This window comes from Thiomicrospira sp. S5 (assembly GCF_003991075.1).
In the GTDB taxonomy this organism is placed as follows: Bacteria; Pseudomonadota; Gammaproteobacteria; order Thiomicrospirales; family Thiomicrospiraceae; genus Hydrogenovibrio; species Hydrogenovibrio thermophilus.
This window is the reverse complement of the sequence record NZ_CP014470.1, coordinates 1740033-1763904: the sequence shown is the minus strand read 5'-3', so window position 1 is coordinate 1763904 and position 23872 is coordinate 1740033. Positions and strand designations below refer to the sequence as shown.

Sequence of the window (23872 nt, the reverse complement as noted above, 5' to 3'; positions counted from 1 at the left end):
TATCCGCTCGAAAAACCGCAATTTACAGTGAATATTTTTCATGAAAAACGGCAGGGTAACATTTTTTTCAAAAAAATTCGTGACAGGGGTGAAATGTTTATTAGAATTAATTCATCGGCATTCATAAATTTTATGAAATAAGCGTCAACTTATACGGATAATCAATGTTACAATCCTGTACATTCCCGTTAAAAATTTGCAGGTATTGCGCCGTTTGCAATGCCTGTTTAAAGATGACGGTATGGGCATAGAATATGAAGCAATACTTGGCTGCCGTTCGGTAGCACGAAAGAATTCCTGAGGGGGTAGGTCAATGAGTTTAACGAGTCAAGTGTCGGCCGGCGTCGTGACCATTATGGTCGAAGGCAATTTTGATATCGGTTGTTACGATGCGTTCAATAAGACATTGAACGATAACTTGAACAGTGCATCCAAGTTTGTCATTGACCTTTCCAAGGCGAGCTATATGGACAGCTCGGCTTTGGGGATGCTGCTGTTGCTGCGTGAAAAACTGGGCGGACAGTCATCGAAAATCGAGTTCGTCAACGTGAATGAAGAAGTCATGAAAATTCTGAAAGTGGCGAAATTCGATCAGCTCTTCACCATTTCATCCTGATATTTGTGGAGCCGCGGTTACATGGCTTCCATTCTGATTGTAGACCCTTCCAAATCCAATCGACTTTATCTTCGACTGACCCTTGAAAAGCAAGGGTATCAAGTTTTTGAGGCCGGTGACGGCCTTGAAGCGCTGGAATCCTACGAACACCATCGACCGAACCTGGTCATCACGGAAATCAAATTGCCGGTCTTGTCCGGTGCCGACTTGGTTCAACGCATCAAGTTGTTGGCGAAAGAAACCTTTGCACCGGTGTTCGTGGTCACGAATGCTTTCAAACCCGACAGTATCCAACGCATCTTATCCGTCGGTGCCGACGACTTTCTGCAGAAACCTTATCCGGAAGAACTGTTGTTGGCCAAGATCGCGTCGTTATTGCGAAACGTCAACTTCTACGACGATTTGAAACAATCCAAGGAGATGGTGTCTTCCTTGCACATGAGTTTGGCGCTGGAGCACAAATCCGCCGAACGTATTTTTGAGAAGTTCGTCCATGGCCCGCGCCAAGAAGTGCCAGGCCTGGAAGCGCATGTGTCACCGGCGTCGATTTTTAACGGTGATGTGTTCCTGTCGACGATTACGCCGGCCGGGAATGTGATTACGTTGCTGGGCGATTTTACCGGGCACGGATTGCCGGCCGCTATCGGCGCGATTCCGGTGGCCGAAGTCTTTTATTCCATGGTGAAGAAGGGCCGCACGCTTAAAGAGATCATTTTCGTAATCAACGATAAATTAAAAACGATTTTGCCGGCGCATATCTTTTTCAGCTGTGTCGCGGTGAAAGTGTTCCCGAAACGGCGCTCGGTCAGCTTGTTTAATGCGGGTATGCAGCCGGTAGTGATGTTGGATGAAGCCAGTGGCGAGTATGCCTTGTTTGAATCCAGTTCGGTTCCGCTTGGCGTCCTGGACAGTTTTGAGTTGGATGTGGATTTTACCAAGGTGGATGTGACGGGGAGCGAGCATTTCATCTGTTATACCGATGGCATCGTTGAAGCGATGGACGATGGTAAAGAGATGTTTGGTGTGCCGCGTTTGGTCGAATCCTTGCAAACCTCTCATTATGATATCGGCAGGCTGGTGGATGCGGCACAGGACTTTTGTCATGGTTGTGTGTTTAATGACGACGTCAGTATTATCAAGCTGAGCTTGGCCGATATTCTGATGCAGCCAAACCAGATGATTGCGTCGGCCGTGTTGGAGCGCATTCCTCCGCCATCCGATTGGTCGTTGAATTATGTGTTTTCCGCCGCTAACCTGCGGTGTAATCCGCACCCGATCGAGTCGATTGTCGATGCCATTATCGGTATGCAACCCATCACGCCCTATAAAGAAGATATCTTTATCATTTTGTCCGAACTGTACAATAACGCACTTGAACATGGGATTTTGCAGTTGGATTCCTGTATCAAGCAGCAGTCGAACGGTTTTTTAGCGTTTGCGGAAGCCAAGCAAAAAGCGCTGGAAACCTTATCCGAAGGGCGTTTGATGGTTGATATTCAGCATGAAGCCTTGTCGGACAGTAAAGGGCGTTTGCGCATCCTGGTGTCGCATGACGGCCCCGGCCGGGCTCAGGACGTAACAACGCAAACCTCCAGTGAAATTTTCTCCGGCCGGGGCATCACCATTGTGCGATTCCTGTGTTCGGATTTTCAATTTGACGACGGCGGAGCGAGAGTGGAAGCGGTTTATGAATGGGAGCGACGCGATGGCGGAAGATAAGATTCTGGTCGTCGACGACGACAGTCGGCAAATTCAAGCCTACATGAATATCTTTGCGCCGAATGTCTCGAGCGGGTTTTCGTTAAAACGTTTTCTCGACAAAGTGCCTGACAAGGAAGCGAGCGAGTCCAAACCGTCTCCGTTTTCGGTGGTGACGGCCTCGCAGGGAGAAGAAGCCATCGAATTGGTGACGGCGGCCTTAGCGGTCGGAGATCCCATCAAACTGGCGTTTATCGATATGCGAATGCCGCCGGGTTTGAATGGCTTGGAAACCGCCAAGCGGTTGCGTGCGCTGGATGAGAACATTTACATTGTCATAGTGACGGCCTATTCGGACGTTGATCTGAAGCTCATCGCCGATGAAATCGAAGAGAATGTGTTGTTTGTTCGAAAACCCTTTCAAGCCGAAGAAGTCGAACAAATCGCGCGTAATTTCGTGCGTTCCTGGCAAAAGGATCGAGCGTTGGAAAAGCTTAAACATACGCTTGAAGAAAAGGTGAAGTTAAATCTGTTCGAGGCGTCGATGTTCGAAGCCTCGAACGGTTTGTTGGCGGTGTTGGCGGATAAGGTCAACGCACAATCCGGTCTGGTGTCCTACCTCAATACACAATTCGATGTGGCGCCTCAGCAGAAGGCGACTTATGACGATGTCACGCACACCATTTTTGTGGAGGCGCAACAGCTTTCGCAAATGGTGCGCTCCCTGCAGCGTTTGGCGTTGGCATCCGACAAGGTGTCGGTTTTTTCACTCGGCGATATGACCAATCATACCTTGAGTTTGATTCCGGAGCTGAGTCAACTGCCCGATAATATACGGTTTCATGTCGACTATCAGGCCTCCAAGGATTTGACCTTCCATTTGCCCTATAACCAGTTGGTGTTGGTGCTGACCATGGTTGTGCGTAACGCGTTGGAGGCGGTGTTTTCACAAGCTTTGGTGCAAAACAGCTATCAAGGCGACATTCGTTTGACGTTTTCTGAGGTCGATGGACAGGTGGAAGTGCTGCTGTCGGATAATGGCATTGGTGTGATGCCGTCCGATATGAAAAAGATTTTCGAAGCCGGGTTTTCATCGAAAACAGGGCACGCCGGTGTTGGATTGAGTCTGGTGCGATTCTTCATTGATGAGGTGGGCGGCGACATGGATTTCCAGAGTGAAGGCAAGGGGCTGGGCGCCACGATTCGGTTGCGTTTTCCTTTTCATGTGGTGACCGAATGAACCCTGCTGATCAGGCATTGGTTTTGAGCTCGGATCCCGAGTATCGATCTTATTTCGAATCGCGTTTTCATCGTGACACGGTGTTTTGTGATGCGTTGGCCGATGTCATCGCCAAGTTGGTGAAAGGCCAGCTCGAAGAAACACCGCCCCTTATGGTGTTTCTGGATGGCAGTCTTCTGACCGATGAAAATCATTTTTCATTGCTGAAACGACTGCATGAGTTGAGTCGGTCTACCTATTTCGTCATCGACTTTTCGAGTTTGAATGAAGAGCAGTTCCGCATTTATCAAGACGCGACGGATAACCAGGTTATCTGGTTTCAGAAGTCCTTACCGGTTCATTTCAGAAATCAGATAATCGAGCAGGTGTTGATGTTGTCACGGCAACGCGGTTTGATGGCGGAAGTCCAGGATGAAGCACGACAAACGCTGGCGCAATATCGTCAACAAAATGCGCTGTTCAATAGTCTCTTGAGTGTGGTGCAATTCGATGCCAATTGCAAAATTTTAGCCATCAACCAACACTTTTCAACGGAAACCGGTTGGGAGTTTGCCAAGGCTTTGGGACGTTCGATCCATGAGGTCGTGCTTTGGTCGAATGACGAAAATGGAGACGGCTTGTTCGCCGAGGATTTTGTGGGTGAGACCCGTTATTTTGACGCTTCCGGCCAGCAGCGTTGGGCATTTGCGCAGGTAAAAAAGCAAACACAGAATCACGTGGAAACGTTTTTTTATGTGGCGAAAGACATCTCTGAGCGCAAACAGTATGACCGGCAACAACAGTTTGGCACTTACCAGGAAGGCCTGTTGCGCGCCAAAAGTGAATTGATTCATGATCTTGGGAACACGCTGAACAGTATGAACGCGAGTCAGGCGGAAATGGATCGCGGGGTTCAGCAATTGGGGGAGATGCAGGCGGATTTGGCGCAGTGGATTTCGCAGCATGCGGATGTACTTTCGGAAGAGGTCACGGCCTTTTTAACCGCGTTGGATGAAAATGTCGGTTACTTGAAAGGGCAATGTTTTCAGCCGACGTCTTCGGTTTTAAAGCATGATTTGGAGCAGATGATTGCTTCAGTCAACCGACAGCAACAAGGGTTGGCGGTCAGTCAATATACCGAATCGGTCAACCTGTATAACCTCATTCAGGAATTGGTGAAATCCAACCAGGCCTTGCTGGCGGAAAAGGGCATTCGTATCCAGGTGCTGGACACCAATACATCGATTTTTCTGCGAGTGTCGCGAAACCAGTTGTTTCAGGTCTTGTTGAATTTGGTGAAAAATGCGGTGGAAGCGATCGAAGTGTCGGCCAAGCCGGAACGCTTGATTACGTTACAGACCTTTCAGGACGCATCGGAAACCCGTTTGATTGTGCATGATTCCGGCGACGGGATTGCGGAAGAAAACCTGAACCGGGTGTTTCATTTCGGGTTCACCACCAAGTCGAAAGGCACCGGCCATGGATTGCACTCGGTGGCGAATTTTATGGACGCCTGTCAGGGGAAAATTGAAGTGGCCTCCTCTGCGGAGGCCGGTACCAGTTTTATTTTGGTTTTTCCCCGACTCGAGCCATTGGCTGCGGACGTTTCGGAATGAGCGTGAATAGAACCTAGCTGTTCTCCACCACGATATTCGGGAAGGCCGAAGCGTAATCGCGTCGTTTGGTGGCGATTTGCGCACTGACCTGGTGCGCAATGTCGCGGTATTTTTGCGCCGCACCACTGGTCGGCATGGCGGTCACGGTCGGTGCGCCTTGGTCGGATTGCGCGCGGATTTGGCTGTCCAATGGCAGGGCCCCTAAGAAGGGTACCTTGAATTGCTCTGCCAGCTTCTGGCCGCCGTTTTCACCGAAAATGGCTTCTTCATGACCGCATTGGCTGCACACATGCGTACTCATATTCTCCACGACACCCAGCACTGGGATGTTGACCTTTTCAAACATTCTCAAGCCTTTGCGGGCATCAATCAGCGCGACTTCCTGCGGTGTGGTGACAATCACTGCACCGGTCACCGGAATCTGCTGGGAAAGGGTCAGCTGCACATCGCCCGTGCCGGGCGGTAAATCGATAATCAGGTAATCCAGGTTCTGCCAGTTGGTTTCGTTCAGTAGTTGGGTCAGGGTCGAGGTGACGATCGGGCCGCGCCAAATCATCGGGTCGTCGGGGTTGATGAGAAAGCCGATGGACATCAGTTGCAGGCCGTAAGCGGATAAGGGTTCCATGCTTTTGCCGTCTTTGGTTTCCGGTTTTTGGTGTACGCCGAGCATGGTCGGAATGCTTGGGCCGTAAATGTCGGCGTCCAGCAGGCCGACCTGTGCACCTTCCTGTTGCAGTGCCAAGGCCAGGTTGACGCTGGTGGTGGATTTTCCGACACCGCCTTTCCCCGAGGCCACAGCGATGATGTTCTTGACGTTTTTAAGCGGCTGAGTGCCGCCTTGAACGGCGTGGGCCTTGATGTCGGTGGTAAAGGTTATTTCAACCGTTTCAAAGGTGTCTTGCTGTAATAAGGCGTGCTGCAGTTGTTGCTCAATGGCCGGCCACAGGCTTTTGCCCGGAAACGGTAGCGTTAATGCCAGTGTCAGGTGTGTTTTTTTCAACTGAGCGGCTTCCAATGCATTCGAATTCAACGCCTCACTGTCGATGCCGGGTAGCGTCACCGAGTCGATGGCTTGAGCAATGGCGTCACGTTGTTCATCCGTTAAATTTTTGCCGAAGAGTTTATTCAGAATGTTCATGTCGTATTCCTTCCGTCATTATGCCGAAACCGACCAGGCCTGGCCGATTTCGGATAAATGCGTTTTGGTTTGAACCTTATTGAGTGGTGACAAAACCTTGCGATTCAAGGTCAGGAGAGCAAGTCCAGTTGACGTTCGTCCTGTTGGGTGGCTTGGTCTTGTGTGATGCGGCTGGCCGTTGGCCCTTGCTGGTTGCGGTATTTGGCATCCGCACGTTTATTGTAGGGCTTGATGGCCGCGCTGGACAGGGTTTCGAAGTTGATGGCGCAAATGTCCATGCCGGGGCGCAGTGCCAATGGCAGTTTGCCGCTGTTGAAGATTTCCAATACGATTTGGCCTTCCCAGCCCGGGTCGATGCGATGTGCCGTGACGTGTACCATCAATCCTAGGCGTGCCAAACTGGAACGGCCATCCAACCAGCCGACCAGGTCGTCCGGAATGGAGACGGATTCGTATGTCGAGGCCAGTGCCAGCTCGCCTGGATGCAGGAAGAAAGCCTGCCCATCGTCAATCACGACTTCGTCTCCCATGACTTTGTCCATGAGTTGTTGCATTTCGTCCGACGCGCCGCTCAAATCGATGAAAGGAGCCGTGTGGTCGTTGAAGACGCGGAACTTGTTCGCCAATCGTAAATCGACGCTGATGCCTTTGATCTTGTTTTGATCCGGCATCGGATCGATGCCGATTTTGCCAATTTTCAGGTGTTGGATGATGTCTCTATCGCTAAGTTTCATTTGAATGTCGGCTTATGATTCAATTCCAGCTCAATTTTTCGGTCTTCGTCTTTGTTGAGAATCACGATGCGGGCCGGGAAATAATTAAGTTCGGGCAAGAGCCAGAGTTCTGCTTCAATTTTACCATTATGGAAGGCAAAAAGTTTTGTTTGTACCGCTTCTTCAAACGGGAGGTCGATTTCATCCGATTCGTTGATGGTGCTGAAAGTGATTTTCTGCTGGATTTTATCGTCCTGCAAATAAATGTTGTCAATCGGGCGTTGGTTTATCACTTGGTATTGGATGCCGTACGCCATGGAAATGACGTCGTAAATCTGTTTTTGATTCGGCCAGAACTTTTTATCTTCGACATACTCGACTTTATCAAGGTCTTCGCGGCGAATCAGCGTGTAGGTTTTCTTTTCGGTACGGTCGTCGTATTCTCGGGTCAGGAATTTTTTGTATTCCAGCCATTTGAAATCTTCGTCACTCTGCTTGAGGTGAATTTTTTCGATGGCCGATTCGTTGATGAACGCTTTGGCCCAGCTTGGCGGAATGGCTTCGCTGGACAGGTGGCAGTCGCCGTTTTGGCAGTTCATTTCCTGATGGGCTTGGCCGATTTTAAAGCCGAGTACCCAGATGTCGAAGGTCGCTTTAAAGCTTGGAATTTGCGCGGCCTGCGACGTGAAGGGGAGCAATAATGCGGCGGCGAATAGGGTTCGGGTCGCCAAAACGGACAATGATTTCATAGCTCTTGCTCGGTCAATTGCAGCGGTACCTGCAAGGTTTGGTCTTGGTAGCAGGCCTGGTTGTTTTGTAACTGAATACGGCCTTGTGCCAACCAGTTGGTGACTAAAGGATACGCGATGTGTTCCTGGATTTGTACCTTTTTTTGCAGGCTCTCGGCCGTGTCACCGGCTTCCACGGGGACTTTGGCTTGCAGGATGACCGGGCCGCCGTCCAGTTCCGGGGTGACGAAATGGATACTGAGGCCGTGTTCGGCATCCTGCGCATCCAGTGCGCGTTGGTGCGTGTTCAGGCCTGGGTATTTCGGCAACAAGGAAGGGTGGATGTTGAGCATGCGTCCCAGGTAATGCAAGGTGAACGCCGGTGTCAGAATGCGCATGAATCCGGCCAGAATAATGCCGTCGATTTGCTGGGCATCGAGGGCTTCAATCATAGCCTGGTCGAAACTTTCCCGGGAGTCGTACTCGGTGTGATCGATGACGACGGTTGGGATTCCAGCGGCTTGGGCTTTTTGCAGGCCAGCGGCCTGGGGGCGGTTGGACAAAACGAGCGCGATTTCGTAATCGGAATCCGGCGCACGGTCAATCAAGGCTTGCAGATTGGAGCCGGTACCGGAAATGAGAACCGCAATGCGCATTTTTGATGTCATAAAAGGTTTCGGTGACAGACGTGATGAAAGCATGGCCCGAAAACCGGTCAAAGCGGCTTTCGGGATGGCGATTATGCCAGCTCGACGACAGGCGTTTCTGAGTCGCTGGCTTCAATGGTGCCGATGACGGAAACGGTTTCACCTTGCGCGGTTAAGGTGTCGATGGCTTTCTGTTTGTCGTCGGCACTGACGACGACGACCAAGCCGATGCCGCAGTTCAAAGTACGGTGCATTTCATGGAAGTCGACATTGCCTTTTTCCTGAATCCAGTCGAATACGGCTGGGCGCTCCCAGCTCTGGGTGTCGATCTTGGCCTGGGTGTTTTCCGGCATGACGCGCGGCAGATTTTCCAGCAAACCGCCACCGGTGATGTGTGAAATGGCGTGGATATCAATGTGTTTCATCAGCTCCAGAATCGGTTTGACGTAAATGCGTGTCGGAGCCATCAAAGCATCGATTAATGGTTGTCCACCACAGTCCTGTGACAGGTCCGCTGCGTTGACGTCGATGATCTTGCGAATCAAAGAGTAACCGTTGGAGTGCGGTCCGGAGGACGCCAAACCGAGCAAAACGTCGCCGGCTTTGACCTTGCGTCCGTCAATCAAGTCCGCTTTTTCGACGATACCGACACAGAAGCCGGCCAGGTCGTAGTCGCCGTCCGGGTACATGCCGGGCATTTCGGCGGTTTCACCACCGATTAAGGCACAACCGGATTGTTGGCAGCCTTCCCCGATACCGGCGACGACATCGCGTGCGGTGTAGATGTCCAGTTTGCCGGTGGCGTAATAGTCTAGGAAGAACAGTGGTTCGGCGCCTTGCACAATCAAATCGTTGACACACATGGCCACCAGGTCAATACCGACTTGGTCGTGTTTGCCGCTTTCAATGGCCAAACGCAGTTTGGTGCCGACGCCGTCGGTTCCGGAGACCAGCAATGGATTTTTGTATTTGTCCATCGGTAGCTCGAACAAAGCCCCGAACCCACCGAGAGAGGTGGAGACTTCCGGTCTGGAGGTGGCTTTGGCAATCGGTTTAATGGCTTCAACTAGGGCGTTACCCGCATCAATGTCGACACCGGCGTCTTTATAGCTAATGGATGGCTTTTGTGTTGTCATAGGTTTGATTAAAACTGCTGTTGAATAAAGTTGGTGTAAATTTCGGTGAACCCGGCGAGTGACTTGCACCTTCGCAAGCATTCGACACCTGAAATCTTGTGACGAATTTACCAGAGTTTTACCGCAAAATCGGATAACATATTGTAACCAAAAATCATGAGGTAAATATGAGAAGTTTTGTCTCGGCGGTATTTTTTATTTTAATGACCTTCGCCGCTTCCGGTTATGCCGGTGAGCAATCGGATTTGTTTGAAGTCCGAATGCTGCAGTTGGATGACGCGACGGATAAAAGCGCTCAGCAGACGTTGGACGAGAGTTTATTGAAGGCGATTCGAATCGAACTGATTCGTTTGACGGGCAATCCAAGTTTTTTATCGCAGCCTGAAGCCGAGACGTTTGTTCAATCGCCCAAGGCTTGGTTGAAAAGTTATCACTATGAATCTTATGAGCAGGAAGGGGTCAAGGTCGGCAACTGGTTGGTGTTTGACTTTGACCAACAGCGTTTTTACCGTTATTTCCAGCAACAGGGACTGGTGATTTGGCCGATGGCGAATCGCCCGACGACGTTGATCATGGGGTCGCAATTGATTGCCGGAACCCTGGTCAAGCTAACCGGCGAGACATTGGATTATTTACCGAAACTGAATTACCGTAATACCGCCTTACAACTGGGGTTGCCGATTGAAACGCCGCAATATGCGACTAATTGGGTTTATCCGGATGCGGATGGTTCCAACCAACGGGTGGCTGACATTTTACAATCCAGTGATGCCCGTTATTTGTTGAGCTTTCAGGTGGTGGCGTCCATCAGCGGTGCCGAACGTTATAAATGGCAATTGTTTGATCGCAGCGGAATCAGCTTGTTACAGGGGGAGACCCGTGAGGAACCGGAACAAGGGTACTTTGAAGACACTTTTTCCGAACTGTTGCGACTGTATTCCGCACCATATCGTGAGCAGGCCGAGTTTCTGGGGTCTTTGACCCTGACGGTCGATAACATCCGTTCGGTCGAGCAACTGACGGAGTTGGAAAAACGACTGAAAGCCATGAAACCGACTGTTCATCAGGTGCGTCTGACATCGGTGGAGAAGCATCAGGTGGTGTTCGAGGTGGTCTATCAAGGCGAATACATTCGATTGGTGAATCGGTTGGCGGCCATGCCAAATTTGGTGTCGGTTCGTGATGATGCCGTCATCGGGCAAGTCAATGCGGAATGGGAATAAAGTCGACGGGCCGATAGGAAGATAAGCGACAGTGTTTGTACAGTTACCCCTTAAAATCGGTTTGCGTGAAGAGGTTTGCTTTGACACGTTTGTGACCGAAGACGAAGCGACCGTCTTGGCGTTGAACCGGTTTCAACAGACGCTGATGAAGAGTCAGGAAGGTGAAGCCTTTTATTTTCAAGGTGAGAGTGGGGTGGGCAAAACCCATCTGCTGCAGGCAGCCTGCCGCTTTATGACCGAAAAAAAATCCGCCAGTGTGTATTTGCCGTTGGGTGACACGACCTTGCCGTTGATTCCAGATGTGCTCCATGGTCTGGAGCGCACGCCGTTGGTGTGCCTTGATGATGTGGAAAAGGTGATCGGGCAGGAATCTTGGGAGCATGCTTTGGCGAATCTGTTGATGCGTTCTAAGGTACTGGGGCATAAAGTGGTGTTGTCGGGCATGCAGAATATCGGGGACTGGCCGATTGTGACGTCGGATCTGACTCAGGCGTTGATGTCGGTGTTGCCGATTCGTTTGAAGCCATTGCACAATAAGCGCGATCTGGTGGTCGCGATGCAACGCCATGCCTTGAAGCTAGGCTTTGAACTGCCATTGGACGTGGGCAACTACCTCATCAAACAGTTTTCCACCGACTTGCAGGAGTTGCTGTCGGTGCTGAAAATTCTCGAACAGGCGACGTTTGTGGAAAAGCGCCGCATGACCTTGCCGTTCGTCAAACAGATATTAACGAAGCATTCATAGTCTGTCTCGCGGGCTGTGGTAGCCTGCTTGCGATTAAAAATGAAACCATAAGGAAGCAAGATGATTCACGCGAAAAACTGGATGAATCCGATTAAATTCTCTCTTTTAATTTCAATGGTGTGGATGGCGGCCTTGTCATCAACGGTTCAAGCGGCGACCGACATTGAATTCGAAACGCTGGATGGTAAAACGGTAAAACTGTCCGATTTCCGAGGCAAGTGGGTGGTGGTGAACTATTGGGCGACCTGGTGCCCGCCGTGCCGTGTGGAAATGCCAGAGTTAGGCTTTTTCTATGATGCCCATAAAGATAAAAATGCCGTCGTTTTGGGCGTGAACTATGAAGATAACAGCCCGTCTCAGGTGAAGACGTTTTTGGAGCAGGAAGATATCAAGTTTCCGATTGTTCGTCAAAAAGGTCGCATTGACGGTAAAACCACTCCGTTCGGTCCTTTGAGAGGGTTGCCAACCACTTACATGGTCAGCCCGAAAGGCGAGGTGGTTGCGGCGAGAACCGGCATGGTCGACCAGAAAATGCTGGAAGAGTTTATTCGGAAATACGACGCAAAAAAATAAACGCTTTAATTTAACCCTTTAACCCTCCAACCTCAAAAGGCCGTGCAAACGGCCGATAACTCTCTTAAACCCGCTTGTGATAGAATGATGCCATGAACAAAACAAAACTACGCTTTGCATTGAAATATTGGCGCCTGGCCTTCCATTTGATTTTCAAAACCCGTCATTTCGGTGTCAATAACCTGTGGTGGGCGCAGCAACCGTCTGCCATCGGTTGGCGTTGGTATCAGCAGGCCTGGGGAATTTTGACTGTTATGCCGATTGTGCGGAATTATCAGTCTTTGAAAGTGCGTAGCTGTCTGGGATGGATTCCGCAGGCCGACTGCGAAGCATTGGGTTATCAAAAAGAGATTGCGAGCAAAGTTCGCACCTGAGCAGGGTTGTAGCGATATGATTCAAATGGACTTGGAGCAGCGGCAGTCGGCACGTTTTGTCCGGCCGTTTCAAGTGACAAACCACGAGGACGAGACGTTTTCCGTGGCGTTTGAAGGGGCGGATGTCAACTTGACCGGGTTGGGGTTCTACATCGACGACCCGGATTTGTTCCTGCCACAACAATTAATCAGTCTACGCGTCAAGAACGAACAAACCGAAGAGGTCTATTGCTTGGAAGGCGTGGAAGTCATTCACCTGCGCCCGGATGAGAACGGTAAATATCTCTGCGGTTGTCACATCGCTCAAGTCACCAGTGGGCAATTGTTGGCGCATCATCGTTTGGTCATGACCGACGCCCAGACGGCTCTGGTGTCGATGGAAACGTCTCAATTATCCGAATTCAATTTCATGGAAGACGGCTCCGCTTTATCGACGGACCAATCCGACTTTCAGGAAGCCAGCATGGCTTTGAACCTCGCGGTGACGCAATCCGATCGAAACCAGAAAGAGGTGGCGCGTTTTATCAACGCGGTGGATTCCATTTTCAACAGCGGTTTGTCGGCGGAAATGAAAGTACAGGATTTGAAAGACGAGTTCGATGATTTTCGCGCCTATCTGCACCAAATGAATGAAAGCACGCTGGCGTTCGCGACGCTGGCCAAGTTGTTAGCGCATACTCCGGAAGAATCCAATGACAAGCTGGCTTGGAAAACGCTGATTTCCGATTTCGAAAACCGCTTTCTCAGTGAAGAGCAGCAAATCGCCTACGACTTTATGCATCAAGGTTTGGACGCCGATGAAGCCTTGAAAGTCGCTTATCAATATCTAAATCAAAGAGACGGTGAATAAACGTGTTTAAAATGTCGAAACCTTTGTTGGTGTGTTTAACCGCAGGGGTTCCGGCCCTCGCGATGGCGGAAAAAAGTCCTTGGGCCCCGAAGATTACGCTGGAAACCGGTTATTTCAATCCGTCGGGCATTCAGGATTATGGCGGGGAAGTCTCGGATCGTTATTACGATGTTCTGCTTGAAAACCAATTGGCGTACTTGGGCTATACCTATTGGAGTCTGGATTGGCACGACATTGATAAACTGCCTTTTGGGAATGGTCATGACAAACCGGTAAAAGGCCTTCGCGGGGCGCGCATTGGCGGAAAGTTCAACCACCGTATCAACTCGAAAATGCTGTTCTTAAGCAGTCTTGGGGTGTCGTCCAAATATGAAGAACAGACCGACGATTCTTACAGCGTCAACCTGAGAGCCTTGGTTTCCTATCAACTGAAGAATGACGTGTCGCTTTTGGGTGGTTTGATTTACAACTACCATCCTGTGCGAAGCCGCTTGTATCCGGCGATTGGGGTCGCGTATCGAGCTCGAAGCTGGGACGGCTTATCGGCGGTGCTCGGTTTCCCGCGCGCCTATGTGGCTTATGGTTTTGCGGAAAACTGGAACATCAGTACCGGTGCGTCGTACCGGCAGTTTATGGCTAAGTTGGCCGATGACAGCCCGGTTGAAGAAAAAGGATATGTTGAACTTCAAACTTGGAAAGCCGACGTCATGTTGTCTTATCGGGCGTCGAAAAACTGGCGTTTGGATGTGTTTGGACAATATTCCGCCGACTACCGTTTCAGCTTTTACAACCGCCACGGTAATCGCCAGAATCAATATCAACTCGATCTCAGCTGGGGCAGTGGTCTGAAGTTGGCGTATCAGTTCTGATCGTTTATTCCGGGACTAACTGTTCGGCGCGATAATGGCCGCGCGCACCACCAAGCCGTTCGCTTAAAAACGGCAAGCCGGCCTGCAGAGTTTCCATCAATTTCCACGGCGGATGAATCACAATCATGCCGCTGGCCGTCATGCCTTGATCGCCGTCTTTGGCGATGCCTAACTCAAACAACTGAATATTTCGGATGCCGCTGTCGATAAACGCCTTTTCCATGGACTGAATGCGATGGCGTTCTACGACTGGATACCACAGGGCATAGGTGGCGTTGGCAAACTTTTTGTGCGCTTTAATCAAGGTTTCCACCGCTTTTGCATAATCTGTTTTGATTTCATAAGGCGGGTCCATCAATACATAACCGCGTTTTTCCTTGGGCGGCAATTGGCTCATGCAAGCATGGAAACCGTCTTTTGGGTAAACGTGAATACGCTTGTCTCCGGCGAAATTTTTCCGCAAAATCTGGCTTTCATTTGGGTGTAAATCGAAAAAATCCAGTCGGTCCTGCGCGCGAAGCAGGTGCTGCGCAAACCAGGGAGAACCCGGGTATGTTTGCAGTTCGGTTTGCGGATTGAATTGCTGTACCGTCTCCAGATAGTCCTTGACCAGGCCTGGGCAGTTTTCCAATTCATCGAGCAGGGGCCAAAGTTGCCCGATGCCATTTTCGTACTCCCGGTTTTTTTGCGCTTCATCGTCGGATAAAGTGAACGCACCTGCGCCGGAATGGGTGTCCAGATAATAAATCGGTTTGGGTTTGAGGGTCAGATACTTGAGGATTTGAACCGTCACGCTGTGTTTGAGCACATCGGCGAAATTACCCGCATGAAAGGAGTGGCGATAACTGAGCATGGCTTGTTCGTCCTTGTATTCAAGCGCTGAAGATGTCAGCGGTTGCGTTTGTTTTTCTTTTGTTTGCGGGCATCGAGGCGGGCTTGTTTTTTAGCCGCTTTTTGTTCACGCTTGATGTCGACCTGTTGTAATTCCTGCTCCATCATCTCCGGTGTTTCAAAGGTCAGGGCGCCAAGTTGCCCATCACGGATTTCGGTAATCAAAATGCGGGAAATCTTATCCAAATCCACCTGCCCGCCGCTGACCAAACAGCCGCGGTCGCGCCCGACGGTTTCCAAAAAAGCCACGTCCGGGAAAGGATCGTGCAGCGGGAGCTCGTCAAGCTGATAGCGTTCTTTCAAGCGTTGCGGGTAGTGTGTCAGTAAATATTCCGCCGCGTAACTGGCGATGTCGGGCAATTCGAAAGCGGTTTCTTTGATGCCGCCGGTAATCGCCAGGCGATAACCGGAGTGCTCGTTTTCGATATTCGGCCACAACATGCCGGGCGAATCGAACAGAGTGATACCGTCTTCCAGTTTAATGCGCTGCAACATTTTGGTCACGGCCGGTTCATTGCCGGTTTTGGCGATCGGGCGGCTGGCCAGGGTGTTGATCAAGGTGGATTTCCCGACATTGGGAATGCCGAGAATCAGCGCGTGTATGACCTTGACGGAGTCTTCCTCTCGTGGAAACATTTTATTGATCAGTCCCAATACCTGAGCTTTACGATCCGATTGCTGAGCATTCAAAGCCAAAGTCTTGATGTTTTTATGCTGTTCGAAATAGGCTTGCCATTTCGCGGTTTTATCGGCGTCGGCCAGGTCGGATTTGTTGAATATCTTGATGGTTGGTTTGTCGCCGCGCAGCTTGGCGATCATCGGGTTTTCGCTGCTGAACGGAATGCGGGCGTCAAGCACTTCGATGATTAAATCCACTTGCGGGAGGATTTCGCGCACTTCTTTTTGCGCTTTGTGCATGTGCCCTGGGTACCATTGAATTTGCATGTTTTATCTTTATCCGGTTTGCATGGATGGAGTTCAATTGAATGTAAGATGAATTATAGACGTTTATCTTAAATCAGGCCGGGACATTTTTAAGTTGGGAGCGTCAGCGTGGTAAAATTATCTTTTTATTTTGGGAGTGCGATCTTGCAATGAAAGCCGTTAAATTTCCTTTTTTGGAGCACATCGGTGCGGAATTGAAAAGCTATGCAACGGGAACGGCGGAAGTGGAGTTACACGTTGAACCCTATCATCTACAGCACATGGGGTTTGTGCATGGCGGTGTGATTTCGACCTTGATGGATAACACCGGCTGGTATGCTGCAGTTTCAAGCTTGGATGAGGGCTTTACGGCGGTGACCATGGAAATCAAAATTAACTATCTTAAGCCGGCTTCTGGAAAGCATTTATTAGCGTCGGCTGAAGTGAAGCGCCAAGGCAAGAAGGTAGCTTTTGTGACAATTGAACTGCATGATGAAGGAAAATTGGTAGCTTACGCGACCGGTACCTATGCGATTCTGAAAGAAGACGTATAAAACCAAAAACCGCCAGGCCTGGCGTTTTTCAACTCAAGGCGTTGAACCTCAGCGGTGGCCGAAAATACGCATTAGAAAACGCACCAGCAAGACGATGCCGGAAATCAACCAAAGGTAGACAAACCAACGCACCACTTCGTAAAGAGAAGTCATTTGTCCCGATAAATGCTGTAAGCCTTCCACTGAAAGCTGGCCGTTTTCGGCAGTGCCGAGTGCGATCATCGCAACAATCAGCATAACGGCTCCAAGGCCGGCGCCTAAATATAGAAAAATTTTCTGCCAAATATCCATAATTACTCTCTTTTCACGTGTTTGACGTTCATTATTTTGCGATTGATTCTACCGGAAAAAGGCATTGAACGATATGGTTAACAGGGTGTTTTTGCAGTGAAAAACCGTTATAACCCTTCTTTTAAAGTGGGTAATGACCTATGACGGGATGAAAAATTTTTATTTCCTACTGCTTTACTAGGTTATATACTGTCAGCGAGGTATGTGAAATCGTTAATCGTTTTAGGGAGACTTGCTATGCCAAGAGTCAGAAACCCTCACGATGCGAGAAGCGTGCCTGTTCCTTCGGCGGCTCCGCATTATGTGAGGACATCAACATCCACCTCCGATCGTGAAAACCCGAAAGGTACCTTATGTCGTTTTCAGCCTAAGGAAATCGATATGATGCCTGGTAACTGGGCGGAACCGGGTAACCCAACGCCGTATGAGTTACGGATGACCATTCAAACCTGTAAACGTTTCTGGTATGTGAACAAGGCTGCTTTGGAGCACCCGGACTGCGATCATGAAATCACTGAATACAATATCAAAGTGCTGGAAAAACTTTACATTCACTTGATGTCTTATCTGGTGGAATAGAGTTGGGCCTGTTTTTTCGGGGCATAAAAAAAGCAGGACACTGTCCTGCTTTCTTGTCTCAAAACACTTAAGCTGATCGCTTACAGTGCCGTGATGTTTTCCGCTTGAGGCCCTTTCGCGCCTTGGGTAACGGTGAACTCAACTTTTTGACCTTCGGCTAGCGTTTTGAAACCAGAACCGGTGATGGCACTGAAGTGTGCAAAAACATCCGGGCCGGATTCTTGTTCGATAAAGCCAAAGCCTTTTGATTCGTTAAACCACTTAACGGTACCTGTCGTTGTTTCAGACATAATTTTAATCCTGTAAAAATCTATAAAAAAGCATGCCTTTCGGCGTAATCATCAGAAAAATAAACTGTTACTTAATGAACTACGGAGAACGGAGAATTACGAATAAAACAACGAAGTCGAGCAGATAAACAAAGAATTTCAGAATTTCTTTCCGAATGTGGAACCAATTAGACGCTAATCGGCGGAGTAAGTCAATTTTTATTTACAAAACAATTGGTTTTTATTACTTGGCCATTAATGATAAATGGCCAGGCCTGGTTAAAAGGGCGATACCCCCTGTTTTGTTTAGAGGTAGGTTACTAAATCGGTCAGAGGGAGGCGATGCTTCGGTCTGGCTTGGTCGGCCGGTTCCCCGAGTGCCATAATGACGTGCAGGTCATATTGATTCGCATCCAACTTCAAGGCTTTCATGGTTTGGTCTTTATCGAAGCCTTCAATCGGGCAAGAACCGATGCCGAAAACCTGGGCGGCGGTCATCATGTTCCCCAAAGCGATGTAGGCCTGTTTGCCGGACCAATAAGGAAGTGTTTGTTCATTGAATTGGCTGATGTAACTGCCGTAAAAGTTCAAGACACCTTGCATGGCGTTGTCGTCCAAGCCCCAACGGCCAAACTGTTTTTTGGCGTAATCGGTAATGCCGTCAAACTCCTTAACGGTGACGAATACGACCAGCTCGCTGCAGGTGTCGATTTGCGGTTGGCCGCCACAAGCCGCTTTCAGTTCGGCGCGGATGGCCGGATCTCTAATCACCAGAAAACGGGTCGGTTCTAGGCCAAAAGAGCTGGGAGACAGGCGACCAGCTTCCAAAATTTTCCCGAATGTGTCCGGTTCGATGTCCGCTTCCGGTTTGAAAGCTTTAACGGCATAACGGTCTTGCATGGCTTGCATGAAGGTTTTTTCCATGAGGGGGTCCTTTTTAATGAATGTCAGGTCAGTTTTACAAAGTGAGAGTATGCTATCATTTATGTATTGTTTTGGTAAGTATGTACTTTTTTGTAATATACTTACCAAAAAGTAACTATGAAAAATATAGGAAATACCATGTCGGAAAAAACCTGTGGCTTTGTTGTCAATAATCAGACTTACCAATGCGCCTTCCAGGTCGCGATTGATATTTTGGATGGCAAATGGAAAGGGTTGATTTTGTGGTACTTGATGCAAGGACCCAAACGTAATAGCGAATTACGTCGCCTGATACCGCCAATCACACAGAAAATGTTGACGCAAAAATTACGGCAACTGGAAGAGGAAGGTATTGTCATTCGCACGGTGTATCCGGTGGTGCCGCCGAAAGTGGACTATCGACTCACTGGGCAGGGTGAACGCCTCAAGCCGGTGTTGGAACTACTGTACGAATGGGGCGCGGATTACATTAAGGCGCGCCAGGCTGAAGACAGTCAGGGCGAAATTAACGAAGCGAGTTAGAAGTTTTGTTGCTTAGGCAAGCAGCTTGTCAATGATGAAACCGCCCCAGACCAGTACGGCGAGAAAAAACGACAGAAACACGGCCGCGGAACCTTGGTCTTTGGCGCGGCCGGACAGTTTATGGTAATCCTCACCAATTCGATCGATAGTCGACTCCACCGCGGAGTTCAGCATTTCCACAATCAAGACAAACACCAGAACGCCAATCAAGGCAATGATTTCCATCAGGCTGTCGCCCAGCCAGATGGCAATGGGCGTTAGCAATAAGCATAGAACGGCTTCCTGGCGGAAAGCCGCTTCGTGCTTCCAGGTCGATTTCAATCCTTTGTAAGAGTAGCCAGCAGCGTAGAAAATGCGCGACCATCCGGTGTAAGGCGATTTCAAAGGGCTTTCCTTTTCAGTTCGGTATCGTAGTCTTGTCCATAAGCGATGCGTTTACGCGGTTGAAAGTCCGCCGAACACAAAGCGTTTTGCGCATCATACAGCGAGGATTCCACTTGCGTCAAACATTGCGCGAAATGGAAAACATCATCCAATAGCCCCGGTTGGCCGGTATGGTTTGCCATTATCTGGTCAACGTCTGGAAAGGTTTCACGGTAGGCGCTGTTACGCCACACGATAAACGGTACTTCCAACATAGAAACCGTTACCCCATCCGGGCCATGGCCTTTGAAATCCTTGGTATCAAACACCTCTTCGCCGTGATCCGCGAAAAACAAGAGGGCGGCTGCGTTGGAAACGGTAGTTAAATCGGCGATGGTGGTGCCGACGATTTCATCCGTGTAATGAATGGAGTTGTCGTAACTGTTAATGTAGCTCACTTGACTGTCGCTGACGTCTGGCCGGTATGCTTGAAGCTTGTCACGGTTCTGGAACACCGATTTTTCCGGCGGATAACGATTGTTATAGTCCAAGTGGCTGCCCATCAGGTGGACGAAAATCACTTTCTTTTCCGCCGGGGCTTGAATGGCTTCTTGAATGTAAGGCAGTAGGTAGCCGTCATAGCGTTCCACTTCGACGCCATGGAAATCATGGCTGATGAAATGGCTATGGTCGGCTGTTTTGGCTAAGGCCGCGAATGGCATACGCATCGGTTGCTGATTCGAAAGCCACCAGGTTTCAAAGCCCGCTTTGTTGAAAACGCCCATCAAGCTGACCGATTGATTGATGTCTTTTTGGTTGTCGGTGTTGGCTTCGGTTAAGACATGTCTTAACGAGGCGGCCGTTTGCGCATAGGGCGTGACGATGTTTTCAAAGGCAATCAGGTCAGAACGAACGGCGTGTAACATGGGTGTGGTTGCTCGAGGGTAACCGTATAGCGACATGTGATTTCGGTTCATGGATTCGCCGATGATAATCACGTAAGTCTGCGGAATGTCTTTAGAGGAAGCTGAGAAATCAGTTTGGGTGTCCAGTTCCTCGCGGGCTTGAATGCTCTGTTCAAAACCTTCTCGGTTATTGAGGTAGTCAATGGCAACGCCATTAAAGCCGGGAATGGTGTCAAATACCCGGTTGCGTTTCTGTACTTCCACTATCGCAACGATGAACATGACAATGGCTAAGCCCACCAAAACTTTTTCCTTACGCATCAGAGACGTTTTTACCAGCATGCGCTTTAGTAGCAGGTATGAAATCGTCAGGTAGAGTAACAACAGCATCACGTTTTCATAACTGGCGTATACGGTTAGAAATTCATAAATTTCTCTGGGGTCAGATTGTGAAATGGCTTCGAATGACGCAGAGGTGAAAACCCCACCGAAAGTCACGGCATAGAGTAAATCCATAGCGCCTGAAAAGGTAATAAAAACCAATATCAAGAGTAAAAAACGATAAGGGTAAACATGATGACGTGCCAAATAAGCAAAGCCGCCCAGCATCACCAGCCAGCCCAGTCGTGAGTTCAGTTCCGATTCCCGAATAAAATCGGAATAAAGGCTCATCACCAGAAAGGGGAAGAAGAGGATGAACAGTAGTGCCCACCAGTGCGAAAGCGTGAATCTATGCATTGTTATTTATCTTATGGGTGCCGTCACAATATTTTATTTTCGTAATTGCCATGCTTTGAAAATATATTGCAATTCAAATGTTAACAAAGTATAGCAGTTATGTAGCTTGTCATATAATTGTAATATTATATGTTACTTTGTTGTAACGGTGAAGAGGAGGGAAGAAATTTTTCGGGAAACCGCCAGGACTGGCGGTTTTTAGCGTAATGCGTAACCAAGTATTAAAAAGATCTGATTGTGTCGTAAATCAAGGGTTGCGGTTTTCCAGCATAGCCATTTTGATGCCGGTGTAAATCAATGTCAGGCCGGCTACTTTATTGATTAGCTGAATCACCCAGGCTTTCAGTTTGCGTCTTGCCATATGGGCACCCATAAAACTGTAAAGGCTGTAAACAAAGGTGTCGGCAAAGAAAAAGGTTAACCCAATGAGTAGCAATTGCATGAATAACGGTTCGTTCGGGTTGATGAATTGTGGCAATAGAGCGGTGAAATACATTAACGCTTTGGGGTTGGCAAGCTGAATTACCAATCCTTGGCTGAAGAGCTTAAGCGCGTGGTGGTCGGTTTTTTTTGGGCTAAATTGAATGGCCGAACCTTTACTGAACAGGACTGTCAGGCCTAGGTAAACCAAAAACGCCACCCCTAGCCATTTGATGATGGTAAACATTAAGCTGGACGCAACAATCAACGCGGAAATACCCGTCGCAGACAGTGCGAAGAAAAGCAAATCCGCTGTGGCAATGCCTAAGACACCTAAAAATGCTTTTTTGGATTGCAGTGATGCCCCTTGTGAAGCAACGGTCATCGCGGATGGACCGGGCACCAAAATCAACAAAAAAGTGGTGATGAAAAAGATGGAATAATGTTCGATGGACACTTTTACGACGCCTGTGTAATTAAGAGCCTAATCTTACGACTTTTGAAGCCAAAGAATGTATTTTTTATCGTCAAAACAAAAAAACCACCAGGCCTGGTGGTTTTTATGAATGGGCGTAAGGCCGAACTGGGCTTAAGCGTTGAGCTTGGCGAGCAAGAAATCCATAAACTCCGCTTCGGCGATATCTTGGGCTTTTTCATCGGTGCGGTGTTTGTATTCAATCATGCCGTTGTCCAAACCGCGTTCGCCGATGACGATGCGGTGTGGAATGCCGATCAGTTCCATGTCGTTGAACATCACGCCCGGGCGTTCGCTGCGGTCGTCAAATAGCACTTCGATGCCTTTGGCGGTCAGTTCGTCATAGAGCTTATTGGCGGCTTCCGCCACGCGGGGCGACTTGTGCATCTGCATTGGCACAATACACACCTGGAAAGGCGCAATGGCTTCCGGCCAGATAATGCCTTTGTCATCGTGGTTTTGTTCGATGGCGGCCGCGACCACGCGAGTGACGCCGATACCGTAACAGCCCATTTCCAATACTTGCGCACGGCTGTTTTCATTCAGCACGGTGGCGTTGAGGGCTTTGGAATATTTGTTGCCCAGTTGGAAGATGTGGCCGACTTCAATGCCACGGCGGATTTCGATTTTCCCTTTTCCGCATGGGCTTGGATCGCCTTTGACGACATTACGGATGTCGGCGACCAGGGTTGGGTTAGCGTTACGATCCCAGTTGGCGCCGGTGTAATGGAAGCCGTCTTCGTTGGCGCCGCAGATAAAGTCCACGGCGTGTGCCGCAGTGCGGTCGACAATGACCGGAATGTTCAAGCCAACCGGACCAATGGAACCGGCGTTGCAACCAACGGCGTCCAGAATCTCCGCGTCGCTGGCCATTTCAAGCGGTTCGGCGACCAATGCCAGTTTTTCGGCTTTGATTTCATTCAGTTCATGGTCGCCACGCACCACCAATGCAACGACTGGATTCTCGTCGGTAGCGCCTTTGACAATCAAGGTTTTCAGGACTTTCTTTTTCTTGACCTGTAAGAAATCACAGACTTCTTCAATGCTGTGCTTGCCGGGCGTGGCGACTTTGGTCAGGTCTTCGCTCGGCGCCGGGCGTTCTCCACGTGGTTCCAAGGCTTCCGCCAGTTCGACGTTGGCGGCGAAGTCGGACTCGGTGGAAAAAGCGATGTCGTCTTCACCGGAATCGGCCAGCACGTGGAATTCGTGCGAGCCGTCGCCGCCAATGGAACCGGTGTCGGCCTGAACCGGACGGAAGTCGAGTCCGATGCGTGAAAAGATACGGTTGTAAGCATCGTACATTTCGTCGTAAGTGGTTTGCAGACTGTCGCGATTCATGTGGAAAGAGTAGGCGTCTTTCATAATGAATTCACGCGAGCGCATCACCCCAAAGCGTGGACGAATTTCGTCACGGAACTTGGTCTGGATTTGGTAAAAATTGGCGGGCAGTTGCTTGTAACTGCGGATTTCCTTGCGTACCAAATCGGTGATGATTTCTTCGTGGGTTGGCCCCAACGCAAAGTCACGCTGGTGGCGGTCTTTGAAGCGCAGCAATTCCGGGCCGTAATCTTCGGCACGACCGGACTCTTCCCATAACTCCAGTGGTTGAACCACAGGCATCAATAATTCCTGCGCGCCGGAACGGTTCATTTCTTCACGCACAATCGCTTCCACTTTACGCAACACACGGACACCCAACGGCAACCAAGTGTACAAACCGCCGGCCAGCGGTCGAATCAAGCCGGCACGAAGCATGAGCTGGTGGCTGATGACCACAGCATCGGCTGGGGTTTCACGGGTGGTGGCGAGTAAAAGCGATGATGTTTTCATGGTGCGAAATCAAACCCTTCTTGGTGAATTTTTAATCGGATA

At 49.5% G+C, this 23872-nt stretch carries 27 protein-coding genes; 13 read left to right on the top strand and 14 right to left on the bottom strand.

The genetic code is table 11. From position 1 onward, the window contains the following. The first annotated feature begins 313 nt into the window (after window positions 1–313). From AYJ59_RS08095 to AYJ59_RS08080, 4 genes are read left to right on the top strand one after another with little or no spacing between them, the layout of a single operon-like run. Window positions 314–616, top strand: coding sequence for an STAS domain-containing protein (locus AYJ59_RS08095; protein WP_029937897.1), 303 nt, complete (start codon window positions 314–316; stop codon window positions 614–616). A gap of 21 nt (window positions 617–637) precedes the next feature. After that, entirely contained in the window at window positions 638–2335 is a 1698-nt protein-coding gene (locus AYJ59_RS08090) for a SpoIIE family protein phosphatase (RefSeq protein WP_127119814.1), read from the top strand. Beyond that, window positions 2304–3554, top strand: a complete 1251-nt coding sequence (locus tag AYJ59_RS08085; protein WP_127119813.1) for an ATP-binding protein — start codon at window positions 2304–2306, stop codon at window positions 3552–3554. Before AYJ59_RS08090 ends, AYJ59_RS08085 begins: the two co-directional genes overlap by 32 nt. Further along, complete coding sequence (locus AYJ59_RS08080; RefSeq protein ID WP_127119812.1) at window positions 3551–5149, top strand: sensor histidine kinase; 1599 nt, start codon at window positions 3551–3553, stop codon at window positions 5147–5149. Before AYJ59_RS08085 ends, AYJ59_RS08080 begins: the two co-directional genes overlap by 4 nt. Before the next feature lie 13 nt (window positions 5150–5162). Here the strand turns inward: AYJ59_RS08080 and apbC are convergent, their stop codons facing one another. The 5 genes from apbC to purM form a co-directional block, all read right to left on the bottom strand. Further along, entirely contained in the window at window positions 5163–6287 is a 1125-nt protein-coding gene (gene apbC, locus AYJ59_RS08075) for an iron-sulfur cluster carrier protein ApbC (protein ID WP_127119811.1), read from the bottom strand. A gap of 110 nt (window positions 6288–6397) precedes the next feature. Further along, on the bottom strand, window positions 6398–7021 hold the full coding sequence (gene dcd, locus AYJ59_RS08070) for a dCTP deaminase (protein WP_127119810.1): 624 nt from the start codon (window positions 7019–7021) through the stop codon (window positions 6398–6400). Continuing rightward, window positions 7018–7749 carry a hypothetical protein gene (locus AYJ59_RS08065; RefSeq protein WP_127119809.1) on the bottom strand — a complete coding sequence of 244 codons (732 nt, stop codon included), beginning with the start codon at window positions 7747–7749 and terminating at the stop codon, window positions 7018–7020. Before AYJ59_RS08065 ends, dcd begins: the two co-directional genes overlap by 4 nt. Beyond that, entirely contained in the window at window positions 7746–8396 is a 651-nt protein-coding gene (gene purN, locus AYJ59_RS08060) for a phosphoribosylglycinamide formyltransferase (RefSeq protein WP_127119808.1), read from the bottom strand. The genes AYJ59_RS08065 and purN overlap by 4 nt, the downstream gene beginning before the upstream one ends. A 71-nt stretch (window positions 8397–8467) precedes the next feature. Then, window positions 8468–9511 (bottom strand): phosphoribosylformylglycinamidine cyclo-ligase, encoded by a 1044-nt coding sequence (gene purM, locus AYJ59_RS08055; protein WP_127119807.1) that lies wholly within the window; start codon window positions 9509–9511, stop codon window positions 8468–8470. 167 nt (window positions 9512–9678) lie between these two features. Here purM and AYJ59_RS08050 point away from each other — a divergent pair, with 167 nt between their 5' ends. The 6 genes from AYJ59_RS08050 to AYJ59_RS08025 all read left to right on the top strand — a co-directional run bounded on the left by AYJ59_RS08050 (window position 9679) and on the right by AYJ59_RS08025 (window position 14145). Beyond that, a complete protein-coding gene (locus AYJ59_RS08050) occupies window positions 9679–10734 on the top strand; it encodes a DUF2066 domain-containing protein (RefSeq protein WP_127119806.1) in 1056 nt (351 codons plus the stop codon). A gap of 31 nt (window positions 10735–10765) precedes the next feature. After that, a complete protein-coding gene (gene hda / locus AYJ59_RS08045; protein ID WP_029937907.1) occupies window positions 10766–11479 on the top strand; it encodes a DnaA regulatory inactivator Hda in 714 nt (237 codons plus the stop codon). A gap of 60 nt (window positions 11480–11539) precedes the next feature. Then, a complete protein-coding gene (locus tag AYJ59_RS08040; RefSeq protein ID WP_237260302.1) occupies window positions 11540–12052 on the top strand; it encodes a TlpA disulfide reductase family protein in 513 nt (170 codons plus the stop codon). A gap of 92 nt (window positions 12053–12144) precedes the next feature. Further along, window positions 12145–12426, top strand: a complete 282-nt coding sequence (locus AYJ59_RS08035; RefSeq protein WP_029937909.1) for a hypothetical protein — start codon at window positions 12145–12147, stop codon at window positions 12424–12426. Window positions 12427–12442: 16 nt separating this feature from the next. Continuing rightward, complete coding sequence (locus tag AYJ59_RS08030) at window positions 12443–13276, top strand: PilZ domain-containing protein (protein ID WP_127119805.1); 834 nt, start codon at window positions 12443–12445, stop codon at window positions 13274–13276. 11 nt (window positions 13277–13287) lie between these two features. Beyond that, window positions 13288–14145 (top strand): hypothetical protein, encoded by an 858-nt coding sequence (locus AYJ59_RS08025; protein WP_127119804.1) that lies wholly within the window; start codon window positions 13288–13290, stop codon window positions 14143–14145. Window positions 14146–14149: 4 nt separating this feature from the next. Here AYJ59_RS08025 and AYJ59_RS08020 read toward each other — a convergent pair whose 3' ends face one another. Beyond that, entirely contained in the window at window positions 14150–14998 is an 849-nt protein-coding gene (locus tag AYJ59_RS08020) for a 23S rRNA (adenine(2030)-N(6))-methyltransferase RlmJ (RefSeq protein WP_127119803.1), read from the bottom strand. 35 nt (window positions 14999–15033) lie between these two features. Next, window positions 15034–15981 carry a ribosome biogenesis GTPase YlqF gene (ylqF, locus tag AYJ59_RS08015; RefSeq protein ID WP_127119802.1) on the bottom strand — a complete coding sequence of 316 codons (948 nt, stop codon included), beginning with the start codon at window positions 15979–15981 and terminating at the stop codon, window positions 15034–15036. Window positions 15982–16130: 149 nt separating this feature from the next. Here ylqF and AYJ59_RS08010 point away from each other — a divergent pair, with 149 nt between their 5' ends. Continuing rightward, window positions 16131–16514 carry a PaaI family thioesterase gene (locus AYJ59_RS08010; RefSeq protein ID WP_029937914.1) on the top strand — a complete coding sequence of 128 codons (384 nt, stop codon included), beginning with the start codon at window positions 16131–16133 and terminating at the stop codon, window positions 16512–16514. A gap of 48 nt (window positions 16515–16562) precedes the next feature. Here AYJ59_RS08010 and AYJ59_RS08005 read toward each other — a convergent pair whose 3' ends face one another. After that, the gene (locus AYJ59_RS08005; RefSeq protein ID WP_237260301.1) at window positions 16563–16751 is read right to left on the bottom strand and encodes a hypothetical protein; all 189 of its coding nucleotides are present in this window, start codon (window positions 16749–16751) and stop codon (window positions 16563–16565) included. 435 nt (window positions 16752–17186) lie between these two features. On the opposite strand from AYJ59_RS08005, the gene AYJ59_RS08000 reads away from it, so the two are divergent. After that, window positions 17187–17384 (top strand): hypothetical protein, encoded by a 198-nt coding sequence (locus tag AYJ59_RS08000; RefSeq protein WP_127119800.1) that lies wholly within the window; start codon window positions 17187–17189, stop codon window positions 17382–17384. 80 nt (window positions 17385–17464) lie between these two features. Here AYJ59_RS08000 and AYJ59_RS07995 read toward each other — a convergent pair whose 3' ends face one another. Then, window positions 17465–17674: a cold-shock protein gene (locus AYJ59_RS07995; RefSeq protein ID WP_029937917.1), complete on the bottom strand. Its 210-nt coding sequence runs from the start codon at window positions 17672–17674 to the stop codon at window positions 17465–17467. 285 nt (window positions 17675–17959) lie between these two features. After that, on the bottom strand, window positions 17960–18577 hold the full coding sequence (locus tag AYJ59_RS07990; protein WP_127119799.1) for an NAD(P)H-dependent oxidoreductase: 618 nt from the start codon (window positions 18575–18577) through the stop codon (window positions 17960–17962). Between the two features lie 138 nt (window positions 18578–18715). Here AYJ59_RS07990 and AYJ59_RS07985 point away from each other — a divergent pair, with 138 nt between their 5' ends. Then, the gene (locus AYJ59_RS07985; RefSeq protein ID WP_127119798.1) at window positions 18716–19099 is read left to right on the top strand and encodes a winged helix-turn-helix transcriptional regulator; all 384 of its coding nucleotides are present in this window, start codon (window positions 18716–18718) and stop codon (window positions 19097–19099) included. A 12-nt stretch (window positions 19100–19111) separates the two neighbouring features. On the opposite strand, the gene AYJ59_RS07980 is transcribed toward AYJ59_RS07985, so the two are convergent. The 4 genes from AYJ59_RS07980 to AYJ59_RS07965 form a co-directional block, all read right to left on the bottom strand. After that, window positions 19112–19483: a diacylglycerol kinase gene (locus tag AYJ59_RS07980; protein ID WP_127119797.1), complete on the bottom strand. Its 372-nt coding sequence runs from the start codon at window positions 19481–19483 to the stop codon at window positions 19112–19114. Beyond that, window positions 19480–21105 (bottom strand): phosphoethanolamine transferase, encoded by a 1626-nt coding sequence (locus tag AYJ59_RS07975; protein ID WP_127119796.1) that lies wholly within the window; start codon window positions 21103–21105, stop codon window positions 19480–19482. The genes AYJ59_RS07980 and AYJ59_RS07975 overlap by 4 nt, the downstream gene beginning before the upstream one ends. Window positions 21106–21352: 247 nt before the next feature. Then, window positions 21353–21982 carry a LysE family translocator gene (locus AYJ59_RS07970; protein ID WP_127119795.1) on the bottom strand — a complete coding sequence of 210 codons (630 nt, stop codon included), beginning with the start codon at window positions 21980–21982 and terminating at the stop codon, window positions 21353–21355. A 132-nt stretch (window positions 21983–22114) separates the two neighbouring features. Next, complete coding sequence (locus AYJ59_RS07965; protein ID WP_127119794.1) at window positions 22115–23830, bottom strand: proline--tRNA ligase; 1716 nt, start codon at window positions 23828–23830, stop codon at window positions 22115–22117. Window positions 23831–23872: the final 42 nt, after the last annotated feature.